A 19,797-nucleotide genomic window follows, 5' to 3' on the forward strand; every position below is an offset into this window, starting at 1 on the left:
GAAAACTAGAGCATATGCGAGAGGAACGAAAAGGATTTGTAGTCTGGTGCGATCAGCAGCATATCACCTAGACCGGTGTTTTGCAGAGAAGCCACGGACTGTTGAAGTCCCATCAGGGCAGCTGGATTGGACAGGCTCATGCGCAGCACTTCTTCTGCCGGGAACTGAAGCTCAGTTATCATGCGAGCTACAGAGTCCAGCATGGTGACATGTGCCCCCGCCAAAGATCCGGCTTTGTTGATGAGCTTGCCGTCTTCCAGATAGACCTGATGACCGTAAAGGTTGAAGTTTTCCGGTCCGCCGACAGTTGGCATAGCATCGCTGATGATGATCATGTGATCTTTGACAGGACGCGCACGTATGGCAAGGCGAAGCATGTCGTCTGCCACATGGTGCCCGTCTACGATCAACGAGCAATAAGCGGTGCTGTTGATGCCGGTTCCAACTGCACCGGGCTCGCGGTTAACCATCTGGGACATGCCGTTGAACAGGTGTGTGAAGAGGTTTGCCCCCTCTTCCAGAACTGGTTTGATTTGCGCTGCGCCTGCATCGGTGTGACCGATAGAGACCACTGCACCCATCTCAACCAGTCTGGCAACATCACCTTTTGCAACACCTTCTGGTGCGACTGTCATCAAGACAGGAATGTCCCGATCCCGCAGATCGCGGACCAGTTGTAAACTGCGCTCGTTGAGTGGGCGAACCCAGCTCGCTTCGTGGGTGCCTTTGCGTTCCACACTGATGTGCGGGCCTTCGATGTGAATGCCTTTGATGCCATGGGTGCCGTAAGCATCCTTCATGGCTTCAACAGCTTCCTCCAGCACATTTGGTGCATCGGTGATGACTGTTGGCAGCAAGGCTGTGGTACCGAACTGACGGTGCGCATCCGCAATGGCAGCCAGACCTTCTGGAGTTGGAGAGGTGTTGTAAAGAACCCCGCCGCCGCCATTGATCTGGATATCAAAGAAACCCGGAGTGATGAGGCCAGAGAGTTTTTTCACGGTCGCATCGGCGGGCAACTGGTCTGCTGAAGACAGGCCAACGCATTTGCCATTCACGAGATGAATGGCGGTATCGGTCAGCAGGTTCTGGCCGTCAAACAACTGATCTGGACACAGCCAGATATCTTGGTTGCCCGGTGCGGTGCTCATAGAGCCTCCTCAAGCTGAGGTGCCTCAACTCTCTCAAAGAAATATGGGTCCAGTGCCTGCTGGATTTCAGCAAGCACCAGCGCCTTCTCTATGCCAAAACCGTGGCTCTGCAAAGCCCGTGCACGTTCAACAGTGCGAGATGCAAACAGTTGAAGCAGCAGTACCTTTGGAATCTCATGGGTTTGTAAGGCAGCAAAGAGTGCCTTAAGGGCATCCTGCACCTTCTCCTGAGGCCAGTAATACCGGATGCGATCTGCATAACTGAAGTGGCGCAGCAAGCGCAGTTCCTGATCAGATCCCTGATAGTGAGAGCGCCAATATTTGGGTTCTGACAGCATTTCTGTTTCCAAAATCTTCGAGATTTTTGGTGCTGTTCGTTTGTCTTCTTCCAGCCAATCCAGCATCTGGTCCAGCGCGTAGATGGCCTGCCTGTAGGCGAAAGTGAGCGCAGGCCCGACTTTCAGGATCGCAAAGCCCTTGTGGGCAAGGCGTGGGAAAGCGCTATCCAGCTGGTAGTCGGTGCTGTGCGCTTCGAAGACTACATTCTGGAACGGGTCAAGCGCTGCTCGCAGAGCTTTGCCGTCATCTGCTGGTAGATGGTCGATGTGGAAGGGTGAGAACTCGACGCCCGGCTGCACGACAAGGCCGCAGATGCGGTCTTTGGCATCCTGCAGGCCCAGCTCGTCGAACTTATCAAAATGCATTTGCAAGGTACGGGAGGCACGCGCGGGTGGGGTTGGCTCAATGCTATGAGCCTCGCCTTCTTCACGCGCGCCTCCGGGAGGAGGAACTTCCGTACCGACGATGTAGTTGAGACGGCTTGGATCTGGTGCATATTCTTCACAAACCGCTGCCAGTTCCGCAGCACGACTGGCGCTCAGTTCGTCACCGACCTGAGCCTCTTCGCCTGCGCACCCTTCTGAGCAATCCAGATGGATTTTAGTGAAGCCAGCCTGAACGTAGGCTTTCATCAACTCCCTGGCTTTGGCCATGGCCTGATCAGCTGGCATGGAGCGCCATGCTTGCGGGCCGAGATGGTCACCTCCGAGGATGAGTGCGCTTTCCGGCAATCCGGCAGTGGTGCAGATGCTTTTGACGTAGCTGACGAAATCGGCTGGCTTCATACCTGTGTAGCCGCCGTCCTGATTGACCTGATTGCTGGTGGCTTCCAGCAGCAGAGTCGTGCCTTGTTCTGCTGCGAGCAGAGCAGAGGCGAGGATAACGTCCGGCTGCGCGGAACAGATGGAGGGAAGCGCGGCCCTGGCGCCTGCACGGTTGGCAGTGATCACCTCAAGCAAAGGGTTGCTCATGACGGCTCCTCCAGTATTTGATAGTTTTGGACAGCAGCAAGCGCCGCCCCACGTGTACCGCTGCTGTCGCCATATTCCGCAACACGGATTTCCGGTGGCTCAGTTTGGTCCAGCAAGTGGCCCGGCAGAGCTTGCGCAATGAGACGATCAATGTTCGGGATCTTAGAAAGGCCACCACCGAGCACAATGCAGTCCGGATCTACCGTGCATTGAAGCGCCGCGACCAGTTCAGCCGCGATGTGTGCCCACATGCGTAAGACCTCTTGCATCTGCGGATCACCAGCAGCCGCTGCCGTGGTGATGGTCTTCGCATCAACGTCTTTGCCTGTGACGTGTTTGGCAAGGCGGCGCATGCCGGGGCCTGCCAGATACGTCTCAAAGCAGCCTGTGCGACCACAGCCACATTGGATGCCGTCGAGCCCGAGTTCCTTCATGGTCATGTAGGGAATGCCGAGATGACCAAACTCACCAGCTGCACCGTTGAGACCGGAGATCAACGTGCCGTTGGAGCAGTAGCCTCCACCAACACCTGTGCCGATGATCAGGCCGAAGACGCTGGCATAGCTGCGCCCAGCGCCGAGCATGGCTTCAGAGAGGGCAAAGCAGTTGCAGTCGTTTTCAAACGCGACGGCTCTGCCCAACTTGTCAATCAGGTCCTGATGGACGGTGCGGCCTGAGGCCAGCAGGTTGGCGGTGAGGAACTTGCCGGTTCGTTTGGAATGGAAACCGGGAATACCGACGCCAACCGGCAAGCCTTTTGAGCCTGCGGTTTCTTCCAGCCACACGACCATCTCGCAGAGAGCATCAACCAGATTTTCGTAGGAATCCTGAGGGGTTGGGATGCGTTTGGTTTCAACTACAGCCCAATCACTATCAAAAGCGGTTGCCTCGATTTTGGTGCCGCCCAGATCAATGCCGCCAGCTCGAACCATATCAGGCCTCTTCCAATGCATAGAGCTTGACGCCCGAGACAACGCGGGTCAGCGTGCCCTGCCCTTCAAACGGATTGTCGACGTTGAAGCCAAGCTGATCAGACCATGCCACACCCAGCCATTGGGCAATGAGTACATGGAGCACAGACATCCAGCCATCCTCCAGTTTGCATGGAATGTGCACATCTGCCTTTGCAGAATTGCCAATGGCGATGACCGTGTGCTCGCCAAACTGCGCCCTCACCTCGTCTGCCAGATCTTCGTCATAGCGGCGGGAATGCAGGCTGTTGGAGAGGAACACGAAGACCTTGGTCTGTGCATCAACAAAAGACTTTGGTCCGTGACGGAAACCGAGGGAACTGTCCCAGATAGACGGGATTTTTCCTGCAGCCAGCTCCATCACTTTGAGCGCACTTTCGCGGGCAACGAAGGCAAGCGGGCCGGAGCCTACGAAGACGGCGCGCTGGGGGATGGTGAGTTTGTCTGCCAGTTGATCCGCTTGCGCCAGAACAATCTCAGCTGCATGGCTGATCTCATTCATGTTGGCGGTGAATTCTTCCGGCGTTTCCTGCCCGAAAACTGCCATGGCTGTCAGGATCATGGTGGTGAAACTGGAAGTCATAGCGAAGCCGCTGTCGTGGCATTCATCTGGCAGAACGATCACGCGTTGGCTGGCCTTTGAAGCAGGCTGGCGGGTTGCCAGAGCGCTGTCCTTGTTGCAGGTGATGTTCAGCCGTGGGGCTTCGGGGAAGATCGCATCCAGCAGGTCCAACGTGCCGATGGACTCGGTAGAGTTGCCGGAACGACCGAAGGAAACGACCAGCGGAATGACACCGTTGCGTTTAAACGCGTGCGGGGCACTGACAAGATCTGTTGAAGGAACTGAGCGCATTGGCAACACGGAGGTTGCATCCAGTGCTCTGCACAGAAGGTCGCCGATATAAGCGGATGTGCCTGCCCCGCAGAACCAGACTTCCGTGGCCCCGGAGTTGGCCACCCACTCGCTCAGCTCACTTAAGGATGCAGCGAGTTCCTGTCCCCAATTTGCCCAGATTTGCGGTTGCGCCTGAATTTCGCGCGTAGTTGCCCATTTGGTCAGATCGACCATCGCAGCATTCCTTCATAAAATCAAATAGTTACAGTTATCTTAGAAAGTGTTTCCGGTTGGTCTGGGTCCAGACCCAACTGGAGAGCAGTTTCTAAGATCACTGGGTACAATGCACGCAGCAGCATGGCCGAGCTTGCTGCGGGGGTAAGGCCCTGCGCACCAACGGTTTCTGGTGTCAGGCGGAAAACATTTGCGCCGACAGAGCGGAACCGCTCTTCTGCCAGGCTCAGACTCTGGTTGCTGACAGTTTCACCTGTATCCAGAATGAGGACACACAGCGGTTTTGTAGCCAGTTGCAGAGGGCCGTGCAGCACTTCAGCGGCGGAATACGCTTCTGCATGAATGGCTGTTGTTTCCTTCAGCTTCAGCGCCACTTCCTGCGCTGCCCCGAAGCCGCAACCGCGTCCGATCACATACACATGCGGCGTGGACTTCACGGCTTCGATGATCTCGTCAGCCTGTTCGAGCTTAGCCTCAGCGCTGGCCAGCATGGCCTTTGCTGCTGCTTCACAGGCTTTGGCATAGTCCGGTTTGAGCGCGGCCAGAAGCGCCATTCCGGCTGCTATGGTGCAGATAACTGTTTTGGTGGCTGGAACGGCTTGTTCCAGACCTGCTTTGATATCGACACAGGCGTCCGTCTCAGTTGCCAACGGAGAACCCGGTGTGTTTGTGATGGCGAGCGTTTTACCGCCGCCGCTTTTAAACCCGATTGCAGCACTGACCAGATCCTTACTTCCTCCAGATTGGGAGAAAATAAGTGCGCCAGCATTGCCCAACTGCAATCCATTCCCCAGGCTGAACACAGAGGGCGGCAGTGTTGTTACCGGCTTTTGCAGTTCGGCCATCAGTTCATAGGAGATCAGGTTGGCGGCGGCGTCTGAGCTTCCACGTGCAATGGTATAGAACGTGTCGAGCTTGTCTAAGGCGGCTGCTTTCACACTCTTCGAGAGGTCCTGACGGACCCCTTCAGCGAATGCCGGAATTGCCTGATCTATCTCAGCACGCATGTACGCGCCGGGGTGTTTGGTCACTGTATTGATTCCATCTTTTTTGTTGTTGCTGCGGTTTCCCGCAGGTTGAAACTATCGAATTTTTGCCAATAGGACGTCAGGTCCACGACCTGACCAGTTGTGCGCGCCTGATCGAGTGCCAGTGCGGCAACGCCTGCTTCCAGCGCATCCACGACGGAAACTGGCAGGCTGTCCATTTCACCGCGCAGATAGGCGCAGAGGTCCTGACACATCATGTCATCAGCGCCGTAGTGCGCGCCGGGGCGGTCAATGGACTTGTTGTAATCTTCGTCCACCAATGTGCCGCGGGTGTGGGCATCAGTCACTTTCAAGTAACCGCGCACGAAGTCACCTTCTGCCATACCCTTGGTGCCAATCACGCAGAACCGGCGGTGTTCGTCCGGTACGTTGATGTTGGTGTGGAAGGCCATGGTGGCCCCGCTCTCGTATTCGAGGATCGCGGTCTGGTGATCGACGATATCGCCATCGGAGAGGAACGGGTCATCCGCAGCTTCCCAGATGGACTCTTTAACATGATACACTTGCGTATCTGTTTCTTTTGCTGGTGCATTGCTTGGGACAAAGGATTTTCTGCCACCAAAGCTAGCTACACGACTTGGGCGTGAGCCGGTCACCATGTTGTAGATATCAAGATCGTGGCAGCATTTTTCCAGCATAAAGCCGCCGGAGTATTTCTCGTGACGGCGCCAGTCGCGCATGAAGAAGGCCCCATGATATGGCGCGATATGCTCGTTGGCTTCAATGGAGACTACATCGCCGATCTGTCCGGCCGCTTGGGCGTCCCTCAAGTCTCTTGCATGCTGGGCATAGCGAAGAACCAGACCGATGAGCACCTGATCCGCACCATGTTTGGAAAGCAGCTCTGCCAGTTCCATGGTCTCGCTCATGGAGATCACGACTGGCTTTTCTGCGAACATGCGGATGCCAGCTTCCAGCCCGAGGCGGATGTGCTCAAGATGCATATGGTTGGGAGAGCTGACGAACAGAAGGTCCGCTTTCTCATTTGCCAGCATCTCTTCCAGAGTATCGTAGGGTTTGATCGCCTCATGATTTCTGAGGCGTTCAATCTGGTGCGGTTTTGGGTCTACATAGGCCACCACTTCCGCTTCACTCATGTGCGCCTGCAGTCTTTCCAAAACACTGACAGCCCGCAAACCCAAGCCAACAACGATGATACGCATGTGTTTCTCCTATGCCAGTTCCAGAGCGCCAAGGCGTTGCAGTGCAACACCTTTTTCGTCAAAGACGTAGGCATCTTCCGGCTTGATGTTGAGTTTGATGGATGTGCCTTCCGGGATCTCTGCCATGCCAGGCAAAGATGCACAAAACGCGCCGTCACCTTCGACTTTACCGTAGGCGATGGAATGCGCTCCCAAGCGCTCCAGCACTTCTACATGCATGGAAACTGGTCCATTCTCATCAAGCTGCATATGCTCAGGGCGGATGCCGATATCCACGTTGTCACCCGCTTTCACGCCCTCAGAAAACACTGGCATGCTCATGACGCCACCACTTTCGAGCTTTACGTGCAGCATGCGGTCTTCAACACGGCTGACGATAGCGGGCAGGAAGTTCATTTTAGGATGGCCGATGAAACCAGCTACGAACTTGTTGCGTGGGTGCAGGTACAGGTCCATCGGGGTGCCGCACTGCTCCACCACACCGCCGTTGAGCACCACGATGCGGTCAGCCATGGTCATGGCTTCCACCTGATCGTGGGTTACGTAAATCATTGTGGTGTCGAGGCTTTTATGGAGCTTTGAGAGTTCCACGCGCATGTCCCCGCGCAGCGCTGCATCAAGGTTTGAGAGCGGCTCGTCAAACAGGAACACTTTTGGATTGCGGACAATGGAACGGCCAATGGCAACGCGCTGGCGCTGACCGCCAGAGAGCTGCCCCGGCTTATGGTTCAGGCGCTCTTCGAGCTGCAGGATTGCAGCGGCCTTGTTGACGCGATCTTTAATCTCCTCTTCCGGGCGTTTTGCAACGCGCAGCGGAAAGGCGATGTTTTCAAAAACTGAGAGGTGAGGATAGAGCGCGTAGCTCTGGAACACCATGGAGATGCCACGGTCAATAGGGTGGTCATCGGAAACGTCTTTTCCATCAATGATGATGGAGCCTTCGGAGGCAATCTCCAAACCTGCCACGATGCGCAACAAAGTTGTTTTTCCGCAGCCAGAGGGGCCAACGAATACGACGAACTCCTTGTCCTCGATGGACAGGCTGACGTCCTTCAATACGGTTGTTGGTCCAAATGATTTTACGATGTTCTGTAGCTGAAGCGTGGCCATAATATTCGTCTTCTCGCACTTGATAACGGGGAGAGGCTGCAGGCAGCCTCTCCGGGTTTGGCTCAGAAAAGTCGTTGCCGCGTCTTCTTTTTTCGAAAACCGGTATCCACTTTTCGGGAGTACGCTTACTTGAACTCTTCGAGTTCTTCAGCGGCGATTGCCACCAGGTTTTCAGCAGTATCGTCTTTCAGGATGATGCCCTGAATCATGGAGTTGATGGTTGTCTGCATCGCTTTGTAATCAACAAAGAGAGGCTCCGGACCACCTGTTGGGATGGAGTCCACGAAGACTGCCCAGTATGGATCATCCATGTAGTAAGGCTTCTCGTAGCCCAGCTCTTCGTATTTCAGGATTGGTGTCAGACCCCAACCGTCTGGTTTGTCCAGCGTGTACTGAGAGTCGCCTGTGGTCATCATGCGCGCAAATTCCATCGCCAGATCTTCATGGCCAGAGCCTTTGAAGACAGCGAGGGAGTCAGTAATGAGAAGCGTACCACTTACACCACTTGGACCTGCCGGAATTGGTGCAGTCTTGGTGTTGATACCTTCTTTATGCTGACCGTGTGCCCAAGGGCCGTCGATGTACATGCCGACTTTGTTGTCGTTGAACAGATCACGGACCTGCGTACGCTCAAATGCGGTCGGGCCTTCCTGAGCAACTTCCACCAGTTTGCCGTAGAACTTCAGAGTTTCCAGAGTGTTCTTGGAATCCAGAGTGATTTCGTTGGTGGATGGATCGATGACCTGACCGCCGTTGGAATACAGGTAGTTCAGGAACTGGTGCATGGTGTTGTCGAAGTCTTTGCCCGTCAGACCCACACCTGCTTTACCGGTTTTGTCTTTGATGGTCTTCGCCGCTGCGTACATTTCGTCCCAGGTCTTTGGTGCTTCGCATGCAAGACCGGCTTCCTCGAAGATGTCACAGTTGAGGAACAGACCCTTGGTGGAAAACGCACGTGGGAAGCCCCAGAACTTGTCGCGGTAGCTCACGGTGTTCAGAACGCCCGGCTGATAGGCTTTCTGCTGATCTTCCGAGATCTTCACATCAACAACGAGATTGTTGTCTGCCAGCTGCTTGAGCGTACGAGAGCCCATGTAGGACACAGATGGCGGGCTGCCTGCGGATGCAAGTTTCAGAGACTTGTCCTGACATGTGCCCCATGGAAGGCTTTCCATGTTGACGGTGTTGCCTGGATGGGCGGCTTCGAATGCAGCGATAACCTTGCGATCTTCATCCAACCCGTTGTCCCCACAACGGATGAAATGTAGCTCAGCTGATTGTGCAGATGCTGCTGCCATCATTGCGCCTGCCCCTGCAGCCGCTGCAAATAGTAGTTTGGTTCTCATGGTTTCTCCTCCCAGTAGTAACCATTGACACTTTTGAAAATCACTCCTTGATTGCACCGGCTGTGAGGCCGGCCACCAAGTAGCGCTGTAAAAATAGGAAAATTACGAGTACGGGCAGTATTCCAACAATGCTTGCTGCCATCATCTGGTTCCATTTGACTGACTGATAGCCAATGAACTCAAGGATGCCCGCTGGCAGAGGCATGAACTCCTTGACGCTGTTGAACGTGATCGCGAACAAGAACTGCTGTGCGTAGGCTGACAGGAACACAGCCACACCCACCACAATGAGACCGGGAACCGCCAAGGGCAGAACAACGCGGCGCAGAGTGTACAGACGGCTGGCGCCATCCATGAAAGCTGCTTCTTCCAGTTCGCGCGGGATTTTCTCCAGATAGGATTTCAGGAGCCAGATTCCCATTGGCACCAGAAACGCTGCACCGGGAACAATCATCGCGAAGTAGGTGTTCAGCAGGCCGTAGTTTCTCAGGAGCTTGTAAAGCGGAATGAGCAGAACAGCACCGGAGAACATGTTAACCGCCAGAAAGATGCCGAGGCTGAGTGATTTGCCTTTGAAGTCAAACCGGGCATAGGCATAAGCGGCGGGAATGACGAACGCCAAAGCCAGAGCTGTCACCGAGATGGAGATCAGCATGCTGTTTGCGATGTAGCGCGGCAGCATTGGCACTGTCTCCCACATCTGGGAGTAGGCTTTGAACGAGAAGTCGTCTGACCAGAACTGGTAGGGCGAGCGGAACAGGTGCTCCAGTGGCCGCAGTGAGGTCATGAACATTTCGAAGAACGGCAGCAGAATGAAGCCGAGGAAAAGCACCACGCAGAAGTAGAGAAATACTTTATGTGGCAGCGAGTAACGATCCATCATTTTAGGCTGCCTCGAAACGTTTTTTGATCTGGTGAAGAGCGAACAGATAGACCAGTGAGAACACGCTGAGCAGTGTCACCACGATCACAGCACGTGCTGCCCCCTGCCCGAACTTGAAGTTTGCAATGGCCATCTTGTAGGTGTCGATGATCAGCGTTGTGGTTGCGCTGCGTGGTCCGCCTTCCGTCAAAATCCAGATGATTTCGAAGGAGTTGAAGGTCCAGATGATCGACAGGATCGACATGGTGATGATCACCGGCAGGATTTGCGGAATGGTGATGCGGCGGAAGCGATACCAACGGGATGCCCCGTCCACATAGGCTGCTTCATAAAGATCGCGCGGCACGCCCTGCATGGCGGCCAGCATGAAGATGGTCACCATGGGCAGGCCGACCCAGACATCGGTGACAACGGCGGAGTAAAACGCGCTTTGCTTGTAGGCGAGGAACTCAAACGGGCCATCCAGAATGCCGATATATTGCAAGGCACCGGAGATGATGCCGAAGTGGCCGTTGTAGAGCCACAACCAGCCGAAACAGCCAATCGCAACAGGCACGATCCACGGCGGCATGACCAGCATACGGAACAGAGCCCGTCCCGGGATTGCAGCGTTGAGCAGCGTTGCGCCGATCAGACCGAAAATGATTTTGAATGAGACAGACAGGAACATCCAATAGAACGTTCTGGAAACTGTCTGGCCGAATTTGCGAGAGCTGAGCAGCTTCTCATAGTTGGCAGTGCCGATGTAGGCTTCGCCGCCAATGTTGGCGTTAGTAAAAGACAAACGGACTGTCTCAACCAGCGGCCAGGCCACGACTAATACGAGATACAATGCTGCCGGAGCAATCAGTAGCCATGCAAAGGTTGCCTGTGAGCGCATGAGCCCTTGCAGCATCCCCTGTTTCTTTTGTGCTGAACCGCCGCGCTCGCCCTGATAAGGCAGCAGGTCCTCTGACGCATGTGTCATGCGCTCTCCCCAATTCCCAAAGGTGATCGCTTGTCACTCGCCGCTTGCGTCTTGTTATCGCCAGGGAGACGAACCGCGTGTTTTTTGCGAGCACCAAAATAATACCAAAACAAATCCATTTGTCTACCATTTCAGTACCTCCTGTGAAATATTTCTGTTTCAGGCGAAAAAACTTCGATTTTTCAAGAAAATCGCGAGGGGATAAGCTTTATTTCTTTCATTGGTATCCCATCGGTATTGTTTTGCATTGGTATCAAAAAGGTATTATAGATAATACGGATTCACATAAAGATGAGCAGAATGAGCGCACAAGAAGATACCCATACCGATCTGTTCTCAACGACATCCTGGCAGCAGAGGAGTGGCGGTCCACGCTACTTACAACTTTACCGACACCTTGAATCTGCCATTAAAGATGGGCGGTTAGCAGCAGCGACCACTCTGCCTGCCGAGCGTGAGCTGGCGACATTGACCGGCTTGTCCCGTGTGACGATTCGCAAAGCCATTTCGCAGCTGGTGGTGGATGGTCTGGTGATTCAGCGCCGGGGCTCGGGCTCTTATGTCGCCCCTCAGATGAAGCGCATGGAGCAGTCATTATCTGCGCTCACCAGCTTTACCGAGGACATGCAGCGGCGCGGGAAAACATCTTCCTCCGAGACGCTGTCCTGTGGGATCTACCTTCCCTCACCTGAGGAGATTGTTGCGCTTGGGCTTGCGTCTGACGGTCAGGTTTCGCGGATTACCCGTCTGCGCCGTGCGGATGGTATTCCTCTGGCGATCGAGACCAGTTCGCTCTCAACCGAGTTTGTGCCTGATCCGTCACGGATTGAAACGTCGCTCTATGAGAAATTGTCGTTGGAAGGGATGCGCCCTTCCCGCGCTATTCAGCGCATTTCGGCCTGTAAACTGACAGAAGAACAAGCTGCCTTGCTGGAAGTTTGTGAGGGGGATGCCGCGCTTTACATTGACCGCACGGCCTACCTGCCGAGTGGTCGGGTGATTGAGCTGACAACGGGCGTGTACCGCGGTGATATCTATGATTTCGTTGCAGAATTGCGCAACGCGTAAAATGCAAAAAGCCCCGCTGCCAAGGTTTGGAGCGGGGCTTTTGCTGTTTAGTCTCTTACATCCTGACGCCACCCGATAGCCGAGAACAGCTTGCTGTAGCATGCCGCCTTTTGCGTGATCGTCTCTGCATCCGGCTTGTTGGCGCGGGCTGCCCAGCCAATTTCTGAAATACCCAGAATGCGCGGGGCCATCATGGTTTCCATGTTGGCATCCCGTAGGACGACCTCTGACCACAAGCAGCCCTGGGCGCCAATGATCTTGCCTTCCAGCTCTGGTTCATTTTCCGGCACCGGATCCCAGTTCACACTGTCTGCAAGGCTGGTGATGCCTGCCCAGTTGAGGCCGATCTCGTTGAAGTTGCTGGAAGGTGCAATATCCCAATAGGCGTGCGCAGCTGGGGTCATAACAACCGAGTATCCTTTACGAGCTGCTTCCAGCCCCGGTCCCTGCTGGGTCCATGAGAACAGGATGGCGTTGTTGTTGATGCCGCCATTTGCACCTTTGGCAGCTTCTTCCCAAGCGGCGGGACGTACGCCCAGCGCACGGACGTAGGACGCCAGCTTGTCCATCATCCAGCCCTGCACATCATCAGCAGTTTTAAGGCCTTGCTCTGCTTTCAACTTATCGATGGTTGGAGATTTGGTCCACGCAGCAGGCGGGCGCTCATCACAACCGAGGTGGAGGTGAGAGAACGGGAAGATGCCGGAAATTTCTCTGGCCAGAGCTTCCATGTAGGTCCACGCTTCTGGCAAGGCTGGATTGATGGTGTTGTTCAGGTAGCCATGAACAGAGATCTCACCGCTTTCATCCGCTGCATCGCGCAGTTCCGGGTGGATTTGAAGCACAGCCCAGGAGTGAGCAGGCACTTCGATTTCCGGTAGAATTTCGATGTTCAGCTCTTTTGCGTGGGCGACCAGTCGCTTGGCAAAGGCAATGGAGTAAGTACCGCCTTGCGGACCATCTGCTGCTCCATAAATGCCGGGAACGATACGTCCTTCGCCGCGCATGCCAGACTTCTTCCAGAGCTCAGGATAACTCTCCACCTCAAGACGGAAAGCCTCATCATCGCAGAAGTGCCAGTGGAAGCGGTTGAGCTTGAACAAGGCCATCATATCCACCAACCGCAGCAGGGTTTCCGGCTCGTAGTAGTGGCGTGCACAGTCCAGATGCTGGCCGCGCCACTCAAAGCGGGGAGCATCTGCGATATGGCCACAAGGAATGGTTCCACCATAAATCAGCTTGAGATTGAGGAGTGTGATCGCGCCATAGAATGCACCAGCAGCGGCGGACGCGGAGAGTGTGATGCCCTCTGGCGTAATTGTGAGCTCATAGGCATCCTCCGCAAGATCTTCGTTTATGGCAAAGCGGAGGATGACGCCATCCTCGTGCAGGAATGGTCCGATGTTGTTACGCTCTGCGAGAGCTTCAACGGAGGCAGCACTGTCGGTTTCGCCGTCCCCCTCCCATGAGCGATCCAGCTTAAAACCGGCACTCACGTCCAACTGATTGCCAGAGGGTTTCCAGCTTTGCGGGGCTGGGACGAGCATGAGTTCATCTGAAGACGGGTCCGCTTGCTGCTCTGGCAACTTGGTGCTGAAAGCCTGATCGATGCCGCGTGGTGCAATCTGCACTGGCAGGATGCTGCCGTCCTCCAGACGCAGATAGGCGCCTTTTGGAAGCCAACTGCGGTTGGACGGGTTCATATTGCGCTTGTACTTGAGTGTAAACGCGAGTGCTTGGCCTGTTCCAAGAACATCTCTGTCGAAGCCAAGCTCAATGTAGCCCGCCGTTATTTTCTTGGAAGTGGCGCCTTCAACTACTTCGCAAGGAGCCAGCATGCTGAAGCACAGGGTGTAATTGGAGATGGGCGCATCACACTTGGCAGAGAGAATGCAGTTGACCTGCCGGTCCTCCGTTCTCCATGTTTCCATTCTGATTGTAGTATCAGCACAGGTTACAGCTTCCATGCCTGCGACTCCTCACCAATTTCTGGATGTTGCAGTGAGCACGCCGAATGCAACGGGTTGCCTGAGTGCATGTGCTAACTGCTTGAATTTGCGTCTGCTCTTGGCAGATTTTTGCATTTCACTTCTGCAAGAACAAACACTAGCATAACTTCTTCTCAACTGGATCTGTCAATACCTTGTCACGTAAATAGATCCATATTTTAGAATTGGTATTACATTTGAAATAAGCAGATAATTACTTTAACTCTTTCAAATAAAACCTATCAGAACATTCCTGGTCATATGACAACTCCAGGCTTTTCAGGTTTTGTAAGCCTTTGACTGCAATTCTGTTTTCCAACGTGGCACGCATTCCCGTTTTTGCATCGCTGGAACAAGGTGTGGCGGATGAAAGAGCTTGGCTGCTGTTATGCAATCTGCCTGCAAAATCTAGGACCAGTTATTCAAGGTGAAACCCTTCATTTCGCAGTTCAGGTCTTATTTGCGGCTGAGTAACAGGTTCGGCCTTATACTCGCAGTGGAGTGTTGAGTTGTCTGCGAAAGGCCAATGAGGATGGAACGCAAGACTGTACAGACCCGCGATGGCGTGGAGCTCTCCTACCTGACAGGAGGGCAAGGACGACCTGTCTTTTTGCTGGGGGGCTGGTCGCAAACTGCAACTGTTTATGCGGGGCAGTTCGCGGATTTTTGCCAGAGTCACACGGTCTATGCTCTTGAAAACCGGGGGCATGGAGACTCGCAAAAGCCTTCTGATGGCTACCGGATTGAGCGGTTTGCCAAGGATCTGTTTGATGTGGTGGAGGCTCTGGACCTTCGCGACTTCGACGCGGTTGGACATTCTCTTAGTGTTGCAATGCTTTGGGATTATATGGAAATGTTCGGGACCGAGCGCCCTGCACGCCGTCTGATTTGCATCGACGAGCCTGCTGCCCTCATGGCAAGGCCTTCCTGGACAGAAAAAGAAACCAACGAGGCAGGTTCTATCCATCCCAACTTGGAGTCACTTGATGAGATGGTGACGGCTATTCGCCAAACACGCAGTATTGAGGATCATCTCGAAATCATTGGCGGGATGTTCACGAGCAAGGTCAATCCAGCCGCTTTGCGTCAGTTGGCTGCCGAGAACCTGAAGCTGCCCAGAGAATATGCTGCTTCTCTTATAGAAAACCTCATGATGCAGGACTGGCGCCCTCTGCTGCCCAACATTCACCAGCCTACTCTGGTGTTCACCGGGGAACTCAGCTGGCATCCGTTGGCATCGCAACAGTTCATCGCAGACACCATGCCCAATGCCTCTCTGGAGGTTTTCAGCGAGGCCGAAGGTGGCTCTCACTTCCTGATGTTCGAGAACCCAGCGCTCTTTAATGAGAAGGCTCTGGGTTTTCTGAATTCGTGAATGAGCCAGTTCAGCATAATACTCCATTGTCAGGCACAGAACTCACCATCGTTTCTGTTGTTTGCTCAACCTCCTGCATTCTGGATTTCCAGTGACTAACTGTCTCAGAGAAGCTAAGAAGCGCGTCTTGCAACTTTATCTGTTCCAGCATTTTGAGAGGGTGACGCCACACCAAAGCAATAATATCCTGCTCAATTGCAAAGCATGCGCCCTTTGTCTCGTCCCAACTAAAGTTTGCATTGAGCAAGCGCAGCAGAAAATCGGTATTTCTGGTTTGCGAGTCCAACGTGATAACAGGAGCGAAGAGAACCAGCTGCTCAGTAAATGGACAATAATCTGCTGAGGCCGTTAGGTCTTGCGAGAAAACAAGAAGCCAACTGGCATCGTCTAACTCACGACAATGGGCGCCCTGCCAGGAAGCTGCAAGTTTTGCCATAGTCTCATTGAAGAAAGCTTTGCTCATTTCTTCCTCCAAATATCGTGGGGCAGCCGTCGTTTGCTAATCATATCGCTTTCCACGCTTCTGTTGTCAGCGACGGCTGGCTGGCTTCTATCAACTGGTGCAGTTTAAGGACCGTTGATGCTTTAAACACTGCAAAATCTTCGCCTCCTTCAGGAGTTTCAAAGCGCAACTCATTCCCAAGGGTCAGCGCAAGGTATTGCTTTTTACTATCAAAATTTGGCAGTCGGTCATCAACACCAACAAGCGAAAGCGCTGTGTTGGTTACACTTTGAGAGTTCTGTTCTGAAATATAGATATGCTGCTGCAGCCCGATATTAGTACCCCCATTTTCATTTTGTGACGGTTTCATCATCTCATGGGTAGGAAGATTGGCTGGAGAGTTAAGATACTCCAACCGCGCTGAGAGAGCATAAATATTCTGACCATAAGCGCCTGGTTGAGGATTGGTCGATACCCAAGCTCCCGGTGCACCTGTTCCTGTTTTTGGCTGAAGCTTTTTGATTTTGCCTTCAGAAGCGACACCAAACAAACCATCTTCCCTGGTGCAGTGATAGTACTTGGGAATATTCACAGTCTGACCTGCATCAGCTTTCTTTTCCAGATCAGACAGAAAATCGTGAGCGCGCTTTTCATCAGGAGTTGAAAGATCAAGACCTGCTTTCACTTCGCTGAGGACTTCGCTCTGCGTTTTAATTCCAGTTTCGCCGTATAAAAGCTTTTCCGAGAGAGTATCAACTTTCCCTCCAGTACGAGCCTGGACGGACTGAGCAAACTGCGCATACTGGCTTCCCTCCCAGCTTGCCTGCTTATGGTGAGCTTTGTCATCTGCAAGGTTGCTCAAAACATCAAGACCTTCCAAACGGCCTGTGATAGACGCACGATGAGCATCGGTTAGTGTCTGCGACTGAGCAACCAGTTTGTGAAGGTTTGACAGTTTGTGCAAATCAGAGGCTCGATCCAAGCCACCCTGATTTTTCTCAATCAAGCTGACCAGTTTATCCAGCTTCTTATAAACACCAGCTTCCTGCTTTAAGTCTGGCTGGGAATTGCCCGATATACCGGATGCATCACTGACAACAAGTTTGTGCTTGTTACTCAGTAAGGTACGGTGGGAGGTTTCCAAGTCAAAATCCAGCTTGGCACCACCGTCGGACTGAAAAACTCCAAGTTGGGTGATGGCTGCACGTACGTTTTCAACGGTCAAAGTATGCTCCTAAATCAAATCGACAGATATCTTGATCTGAAAGAAAGCATTCGTTGCAGAATCGGTCAGTTACAATCAGCACACTTAATAAGAAACTGACAGCTCAATTCTTGGTTGAGGTTATTTGAAATAGCCCCTACTGCGTTTTCAGTGTGCTTTTGGAGATCATGTAAGCGGCACCTGCCAATGCTGTGCCGGCGAAGGCATCCATGGCGGCGCGGGATCGGGCAGAGACGGCGAATTTCGACGCGCGGGTTCCAAGATAGGCGTAGAACAGCAGAGCTGGGTATTCGAGGGCGATGTTGAAGACGGCCAGAGCCATCATCCGCAGTGCCATGCCATCACCTTCCCCGGCAAACACTGGCAGCATAGCCCCGAAGGACAGGACGGATTTTGGGTTGGCGCCTTGCATTGCAAAAGAGGTGAGAAACAGTTTCAGAGCCGATGCTGGTTTCTGTTCTTTCGCTTCGCCCAGCGAGGCTGAGAAGGCAGCTTTGAAGGAGCCATATGCAAGATACAATAGATAAGCTACGCCAATCCATTTGACCGTCTCAAACAGAACTGGGAAAGACAATAACAGCGCGCTCATGCCTCCGGCAGCGAGGAGCGCGTACATGAGGTTGGCTCCGAACACACCGGCCATGCTGGCGTGGGTTTTACCAATACCGTTTGTGATGCTGTCACCAACCACTTTCAGGACTGCGGGACCGGGTGTGAAGTTGAGCGCCATGAAGGTGACAACAAACCCAAACACCAAAGTGGCATCAAAAGACGTGAGAAGCTCCATGGTTTTTCCATTTCAACCCTAGAAACACATAAAAAACGCAAAGCAACGCACAAACGAACGCAAACCAGAAATGGGAATGCGAAGGGGAGATGACTGATGGTTCATCTCCCCTCGCGCGCGGATTAGAAATTCACTTGCCGTAAGCCTTAAGGCCCGCCTCTCCAAACGTGGCATTGTGAGTTTCCCTGGCTGCCCCCTCTCCGCGCGCTGTTTGTGCAAACTCTGTTGGTCCGCATAAACGCAAGGAGCATGCCAAATTATTGAGGGTGTGCGAATTTCCTCATAAGGCATTGGTAAATATGATTATATGTCGGTATTAGGACGTCTTTCGTGTGTGTCTTACGAGAATTGAAAATCGATAATACTGCCCATTGTTTGATCAGTCTGCCTGCCTGCTAAGCAATCAGACATAAAGAAACCCGGCGTTTCAAGCACCGGGTTTGTCGTTCTCTGAGATGTCGCGGATCAGCTCAGGCAGGTTCTGCGATCTGTACTGGTTCGGCCATTTTGCATGTCTGGCTGATCAGATTGCGTAGTTTCTGTCTGGTTTCAGAGCAGGTTAGCTGACCGCTCTCATCAGTCTTTGCTGCCATGTTGCCGACAGCGACATATCGCGGATGCACCCAACAGCCGTGATCAGCTGCAAACGACGACAGACGTGGTAGCATTCTTACTCCCCCGAATGGACCCGGTGCTGCGGCGAACAGGCCAACTACTTTTCCCTCAAGGACGGAATGGGATTTGCCAGCTGCGCGTCTGGAAGCCCAGGTGAAAATGTTATGAAGATGGGGGCTAAGGAAGCCATTGTACTCAGGAGAGGAGATCAAAATTACATCAGCAGCTTCAATCTGTTGTCTCAGTAATGAGAGCTGGTTCTGTACGGCGGCATCCTCTTCAAGCTCAAAGTGATAGAGGGGAAAAGAGGCGAGTTGGCGCGACAGGCTGGTCGTCTGATGTTTTAAGTTATGCGCTTCTTCTGCGACGGCATCCAGCAGACTCTTATTCAACGAGCCTTCTCTGGTACTTCCGGAGATGAGGAGGATGTTCATGGGAGACTCCATATGACAATACTTTTGTTTTTATATACATTTTCATTTCTTTATTCTGCAAGCATAAAAAAAGCGGCGCTGAAATTCAGCACCGCTTTTTGAAGTTTAATCCCGAACACTTCTTTATTCTAGCGAACTCATAGGGTTTGATTGGCCCAATCAAACAGAACCCGCTTTAGGAGAAGAAACGCTCAGTGATCTGCAGCATGATCTGATGACCACCCCAAACGCCAAGGATCGCTACACAACCAGACAGAACTGGTGGAGCCGGAATAGGCAGTTTGATTGCGGTAAAGATCGCTCCAATAATGAAGCCAGCAAGTGTTGACATAAGCAGTTCAGCCATGGTGTCTCCCGTTAATTCTTTCTTATTGTTCAGAAAACTCTGTTTTCTTTGAACTACAGCCCTTGCTTCTACTGCGCGCCCATACCCCTGCAGTCCCCTGGGTGTATGACCGAAAACCGTGAAGGACAGCCAGCTAAGGTCCTTGAATAAATATTTGGGTCGCCCGACAAGACGGGCCCTACCCTGTAATTGCACTTTTAACGCAAAAAAAATCATTTGCAGAAAAAATATTCAAAATGCGATCAGTTGCCGCACTGTCATTTTCATTAATTCAGTAATATCAATGTGTTGATCAGCAATCATTTATGTTAGTTCTGCGCAAAACTCCTGCGTTTTATTACAGGACTTCTACTTATCGCCATTTTCATGAGCTCAGATTTGTGTTGTCAGTCCATCCCTCTGCCTTTACGTTAAAGTCAACATAAGCGCCTTTGCGGTCCTTTATTGGTATTCGCTCAGGCCTGCAGCTCTAAGCTTTTTTGTTGCGCGATCATTCTT

18 protein-coding genes are annotated in these 19,797 nt (G+C 53.0%); 2 read left to right on the plus strand and 16 right to left on the minus strand.

Translation table 11 applies throughout. From position 1 onward, the window contains the following. Positions 1-5: 5 nt before the first annotated feature. From nagA to BM231_RS06340, 10 genes are all read right to left on the minus strand, one after another. Positions 6-1,151, minus strand: a complete 1,146-nt coding sequence (gene nagA, locus BM231_RS06295) for an N-acetylglucosamine-6-phosphate deacetylase (protein WP_093517711.1) — start codon at positions 1,149-1,151, stop codon at positions 6-8. After that, positions 1,148-2,461, minus strand: coding sequence for a class II D-tagatose-bisphosphate aldolase non-catalytic subunit (locus BM231_RS06300; protein ID WP_093517713.1), 1,314 nt, complete (start codon positions 2,459-2,461; stop codon positions 1,148-1,150). The genes nagA and BM231_RS06300 overlap by 4 nt, the downstream gene beginning before the upstream one ends. Further along, positions 2,458-3,393 carry an ROK family protein gene (locus BM231_RS06305; protein ID WP_093517715.1) on the minus strand — a complete coding sequence of 312 codons (936 nt, stop codon included), beginning with the start codon at positions 3,391-3,393 and terminating at the stop codon, positions 2,458-2,460. Before BM231_RS06305 ends, BM231_RS06300 begins: the two co-directional genes overlap by 4 nt. A gap of 1 nt (position 3,394) precedes the next feature. Beyond that, the gene (locus tag BM231_RS06310; protein ID WP_093517717.1) at positions 3,395-4,501 is read right to left on the minus strand and encodes an SIS domain-containing protein; all 1,107 of its coding nucleotides are present in this window, start codon (positions 4,499-4,501) and stop codon (positions 3,395-3,397) included. Between the two features lie 20 nt (positions 4,502-4,521). Continuing rightward, positions 4,522-5,532, minus strand: coding sequence for an SIS domain-containing protein (locus BM231_RS06315; RefSeq protein WP_093517719.1), 1,011 nt, complete (start codon positions 5,530-5,532; stop codon positions 4,522-4,524). Next, positions 5,529-6,713: a Gfo/Idh/MocA family protein gene (locus tag BM231_RS06320; RefSeq protein ID WP_093517721.1), complete on the minus strand. Its 1,185-nt coding sequence runs from the start codon at positions 6,711-6,713 to the stop codon at positions 5,529-5,531. Before BM231_RS06320 ends, BM231_RS06315 begins: the two co-directional genes overlap by 4 nt. A 9-nt stretch (positions 6,714-6,722) precedes the next feature. Beyond that, positions 6,723-7,823, minus strand: coding sequence for an ABC transporter ATP-binding protein (locus tag BM231_RS06325; protein ID WP_093517723.1), 1,101 nt, complete (start codon positions 7,821-7,823; stop codon positions 6,723-6,725). A 125-nt stretch (positions 7,824-7,948) separates the two neighbouring features. After that, complete coding sequence (locus BM231_RS06330; RefSeq protein ID WP_093517725.1) at positions 7,949-9,169, minus strand: ABC transporter substrate-binding protein; 1,221 nt, start codon at positions 9,167-9,169, stop codon at positions 7,949-7,951. 40 nt (positions 9,170-9,209) lie between these two features. Beyond that, positions 9,210-10,052, minus strand: coding sequence for a carbohydrate ABC transporter permease (locus tag BM231_RS06335; protein ID WP_057463806.1), 843 nt, complete (start codon positions 10,050-10,052; stop codon positions 9,210-9,212). Position 10,053: 1 nt separating this feature from the next. Then, positions 10,054-10,947: a carbohydrate ABC transporter permease gene (locus tag BM231_RS06340; protein ID WP_425287811.1), complete on the minus strand. Its 894-nt coding sequence runs from the start codon at positions 10,945-10,947 to the stop codon at positions 10,054-10,056. Positions 10,948-11,319: 372 nt separating this feature from the next. Between BM231_RS06340 and BM231_RS06345 the strand changes: the two genes are divergently transcribed. Next, the gene (locus BM231_RS06345; protein WP_063309772.1) at positions 11,320-12,087 is read left to right on the plus strand and encodes a GntR family transcriptional regulator; all 768 of its coding nucleotides are present in this window, start codon (positions 11,320-11,322) and stop codon (positions 12,085-12,087) included. 47 nt (positions 12,088-12,134) lie between these two features. On the opposite strand, the gene BM231_RS06350 is transcribed toward BM231_RS06345, so the two are convergent. Next, positions 12,135-14,054: a beta-N-acetylhexosaminidase gene (locus BM231_RS06350; protein ID WP_093517729.1), complete on the minus strand. Its 1,920-nt coding sequence runs from the start codon at positions 14,052-14,054 to the stop codon at positions 12,135-12,137. Positions 14,055-14,607: 553 nt separating this feature from the next. Here BM231_RS06350 and BM231_RS06355 point away from each other — a divergent pair. Then, positions 14,608-15,450, plus strand: a complete 843-nt coding sequence (locus tag BM231_RS06355) for an alpha/beta fold hydrolase (RefSeq protein WP_208860126.1) — start codon at positions 14,608-14,610, stop codon at positions 15,448-15,450. 10 nt (positions 15,451-15,460) lie between these two features. Here the strand turns inward: BM231_RS06355 and BM231_RS06360 are convergent, their stop codons facing one another. The 5 genes from BM231_RS06360 to BM231_RS06380 form a co-directional block, all read right to left on the minus strand. Beyond that, positions 15,461-15,886 carry a type III secretion system chaperone gene (locus BM231_RS06360; RefSeq protein WP_159437951.1) on the minus strand — a complete coding sequence of 142 codons (426 nt, stop codon included), beginning with the start codon at positions 15,884-15,886 and terminating at the stop codon, positions 15,461-15,463. A 67-nt stretch (positions 15,887-15,953) separates the two neighbouring features. Beyond that, positions 15,954-17,117 carry a hypothetical protein gene (locus BM231_RS06365; protein WP_093517735.1) on the minus strand — a complete coding sequence of 388 codons (1,164 nt, stop codon included), beginning with the start codon at positions 17,115-17,117 and terminating at the stop codon, positions 15,954-15,956. Positions 17,118-17,253: 136 nt separating this feature from the next. Further along, complete coding sequence (locus BM231_RS06370; RefSeq protein WP_208860127.1) at positions 17,254-17,904, minus strand: LysE family translocator; 651 nt, start codon at positions 17,902-17,904, stop codon at positions 17,254-17,256. A gap of 470 nt (positions 17,905-18,374) precedes the next feature. Continuing rightward, positions 18,375-18,953, minus strand: coding sequence for an NADPH-dependent FMN reductase (locus BM231_RS06375; protein ID WP_093517885.1), 579 nt, complete (start codon positions 18,951-18,953; stop codon positions 18,375-18,377). Positions 18,954-19,128: 175 nt separating this feature from the next. Continuing rightward, positions 19,129-19,299, minus strand: coding sequence for a XapX domain-containing protein (locus BM231_RS06380; protein ID WP_057463812.1), 171 nt, complete (start codon positions 19,297-19,299; stop codon positions 19,129-19,131). Positions 19,300-19,797: the final 498 nt, after the last annotated feature.

Source organism: Pseudovibrio ascidiaceicola, from assembly GCF_900114245.1.
GTDB classification, from domain to species: Bacteria; Pseudomonadota; Alphaproteobacteria; order Rhizobiales; family Stappiaceae; genus Pseudovibrio; species Pseudovibrio ascidiaceicola.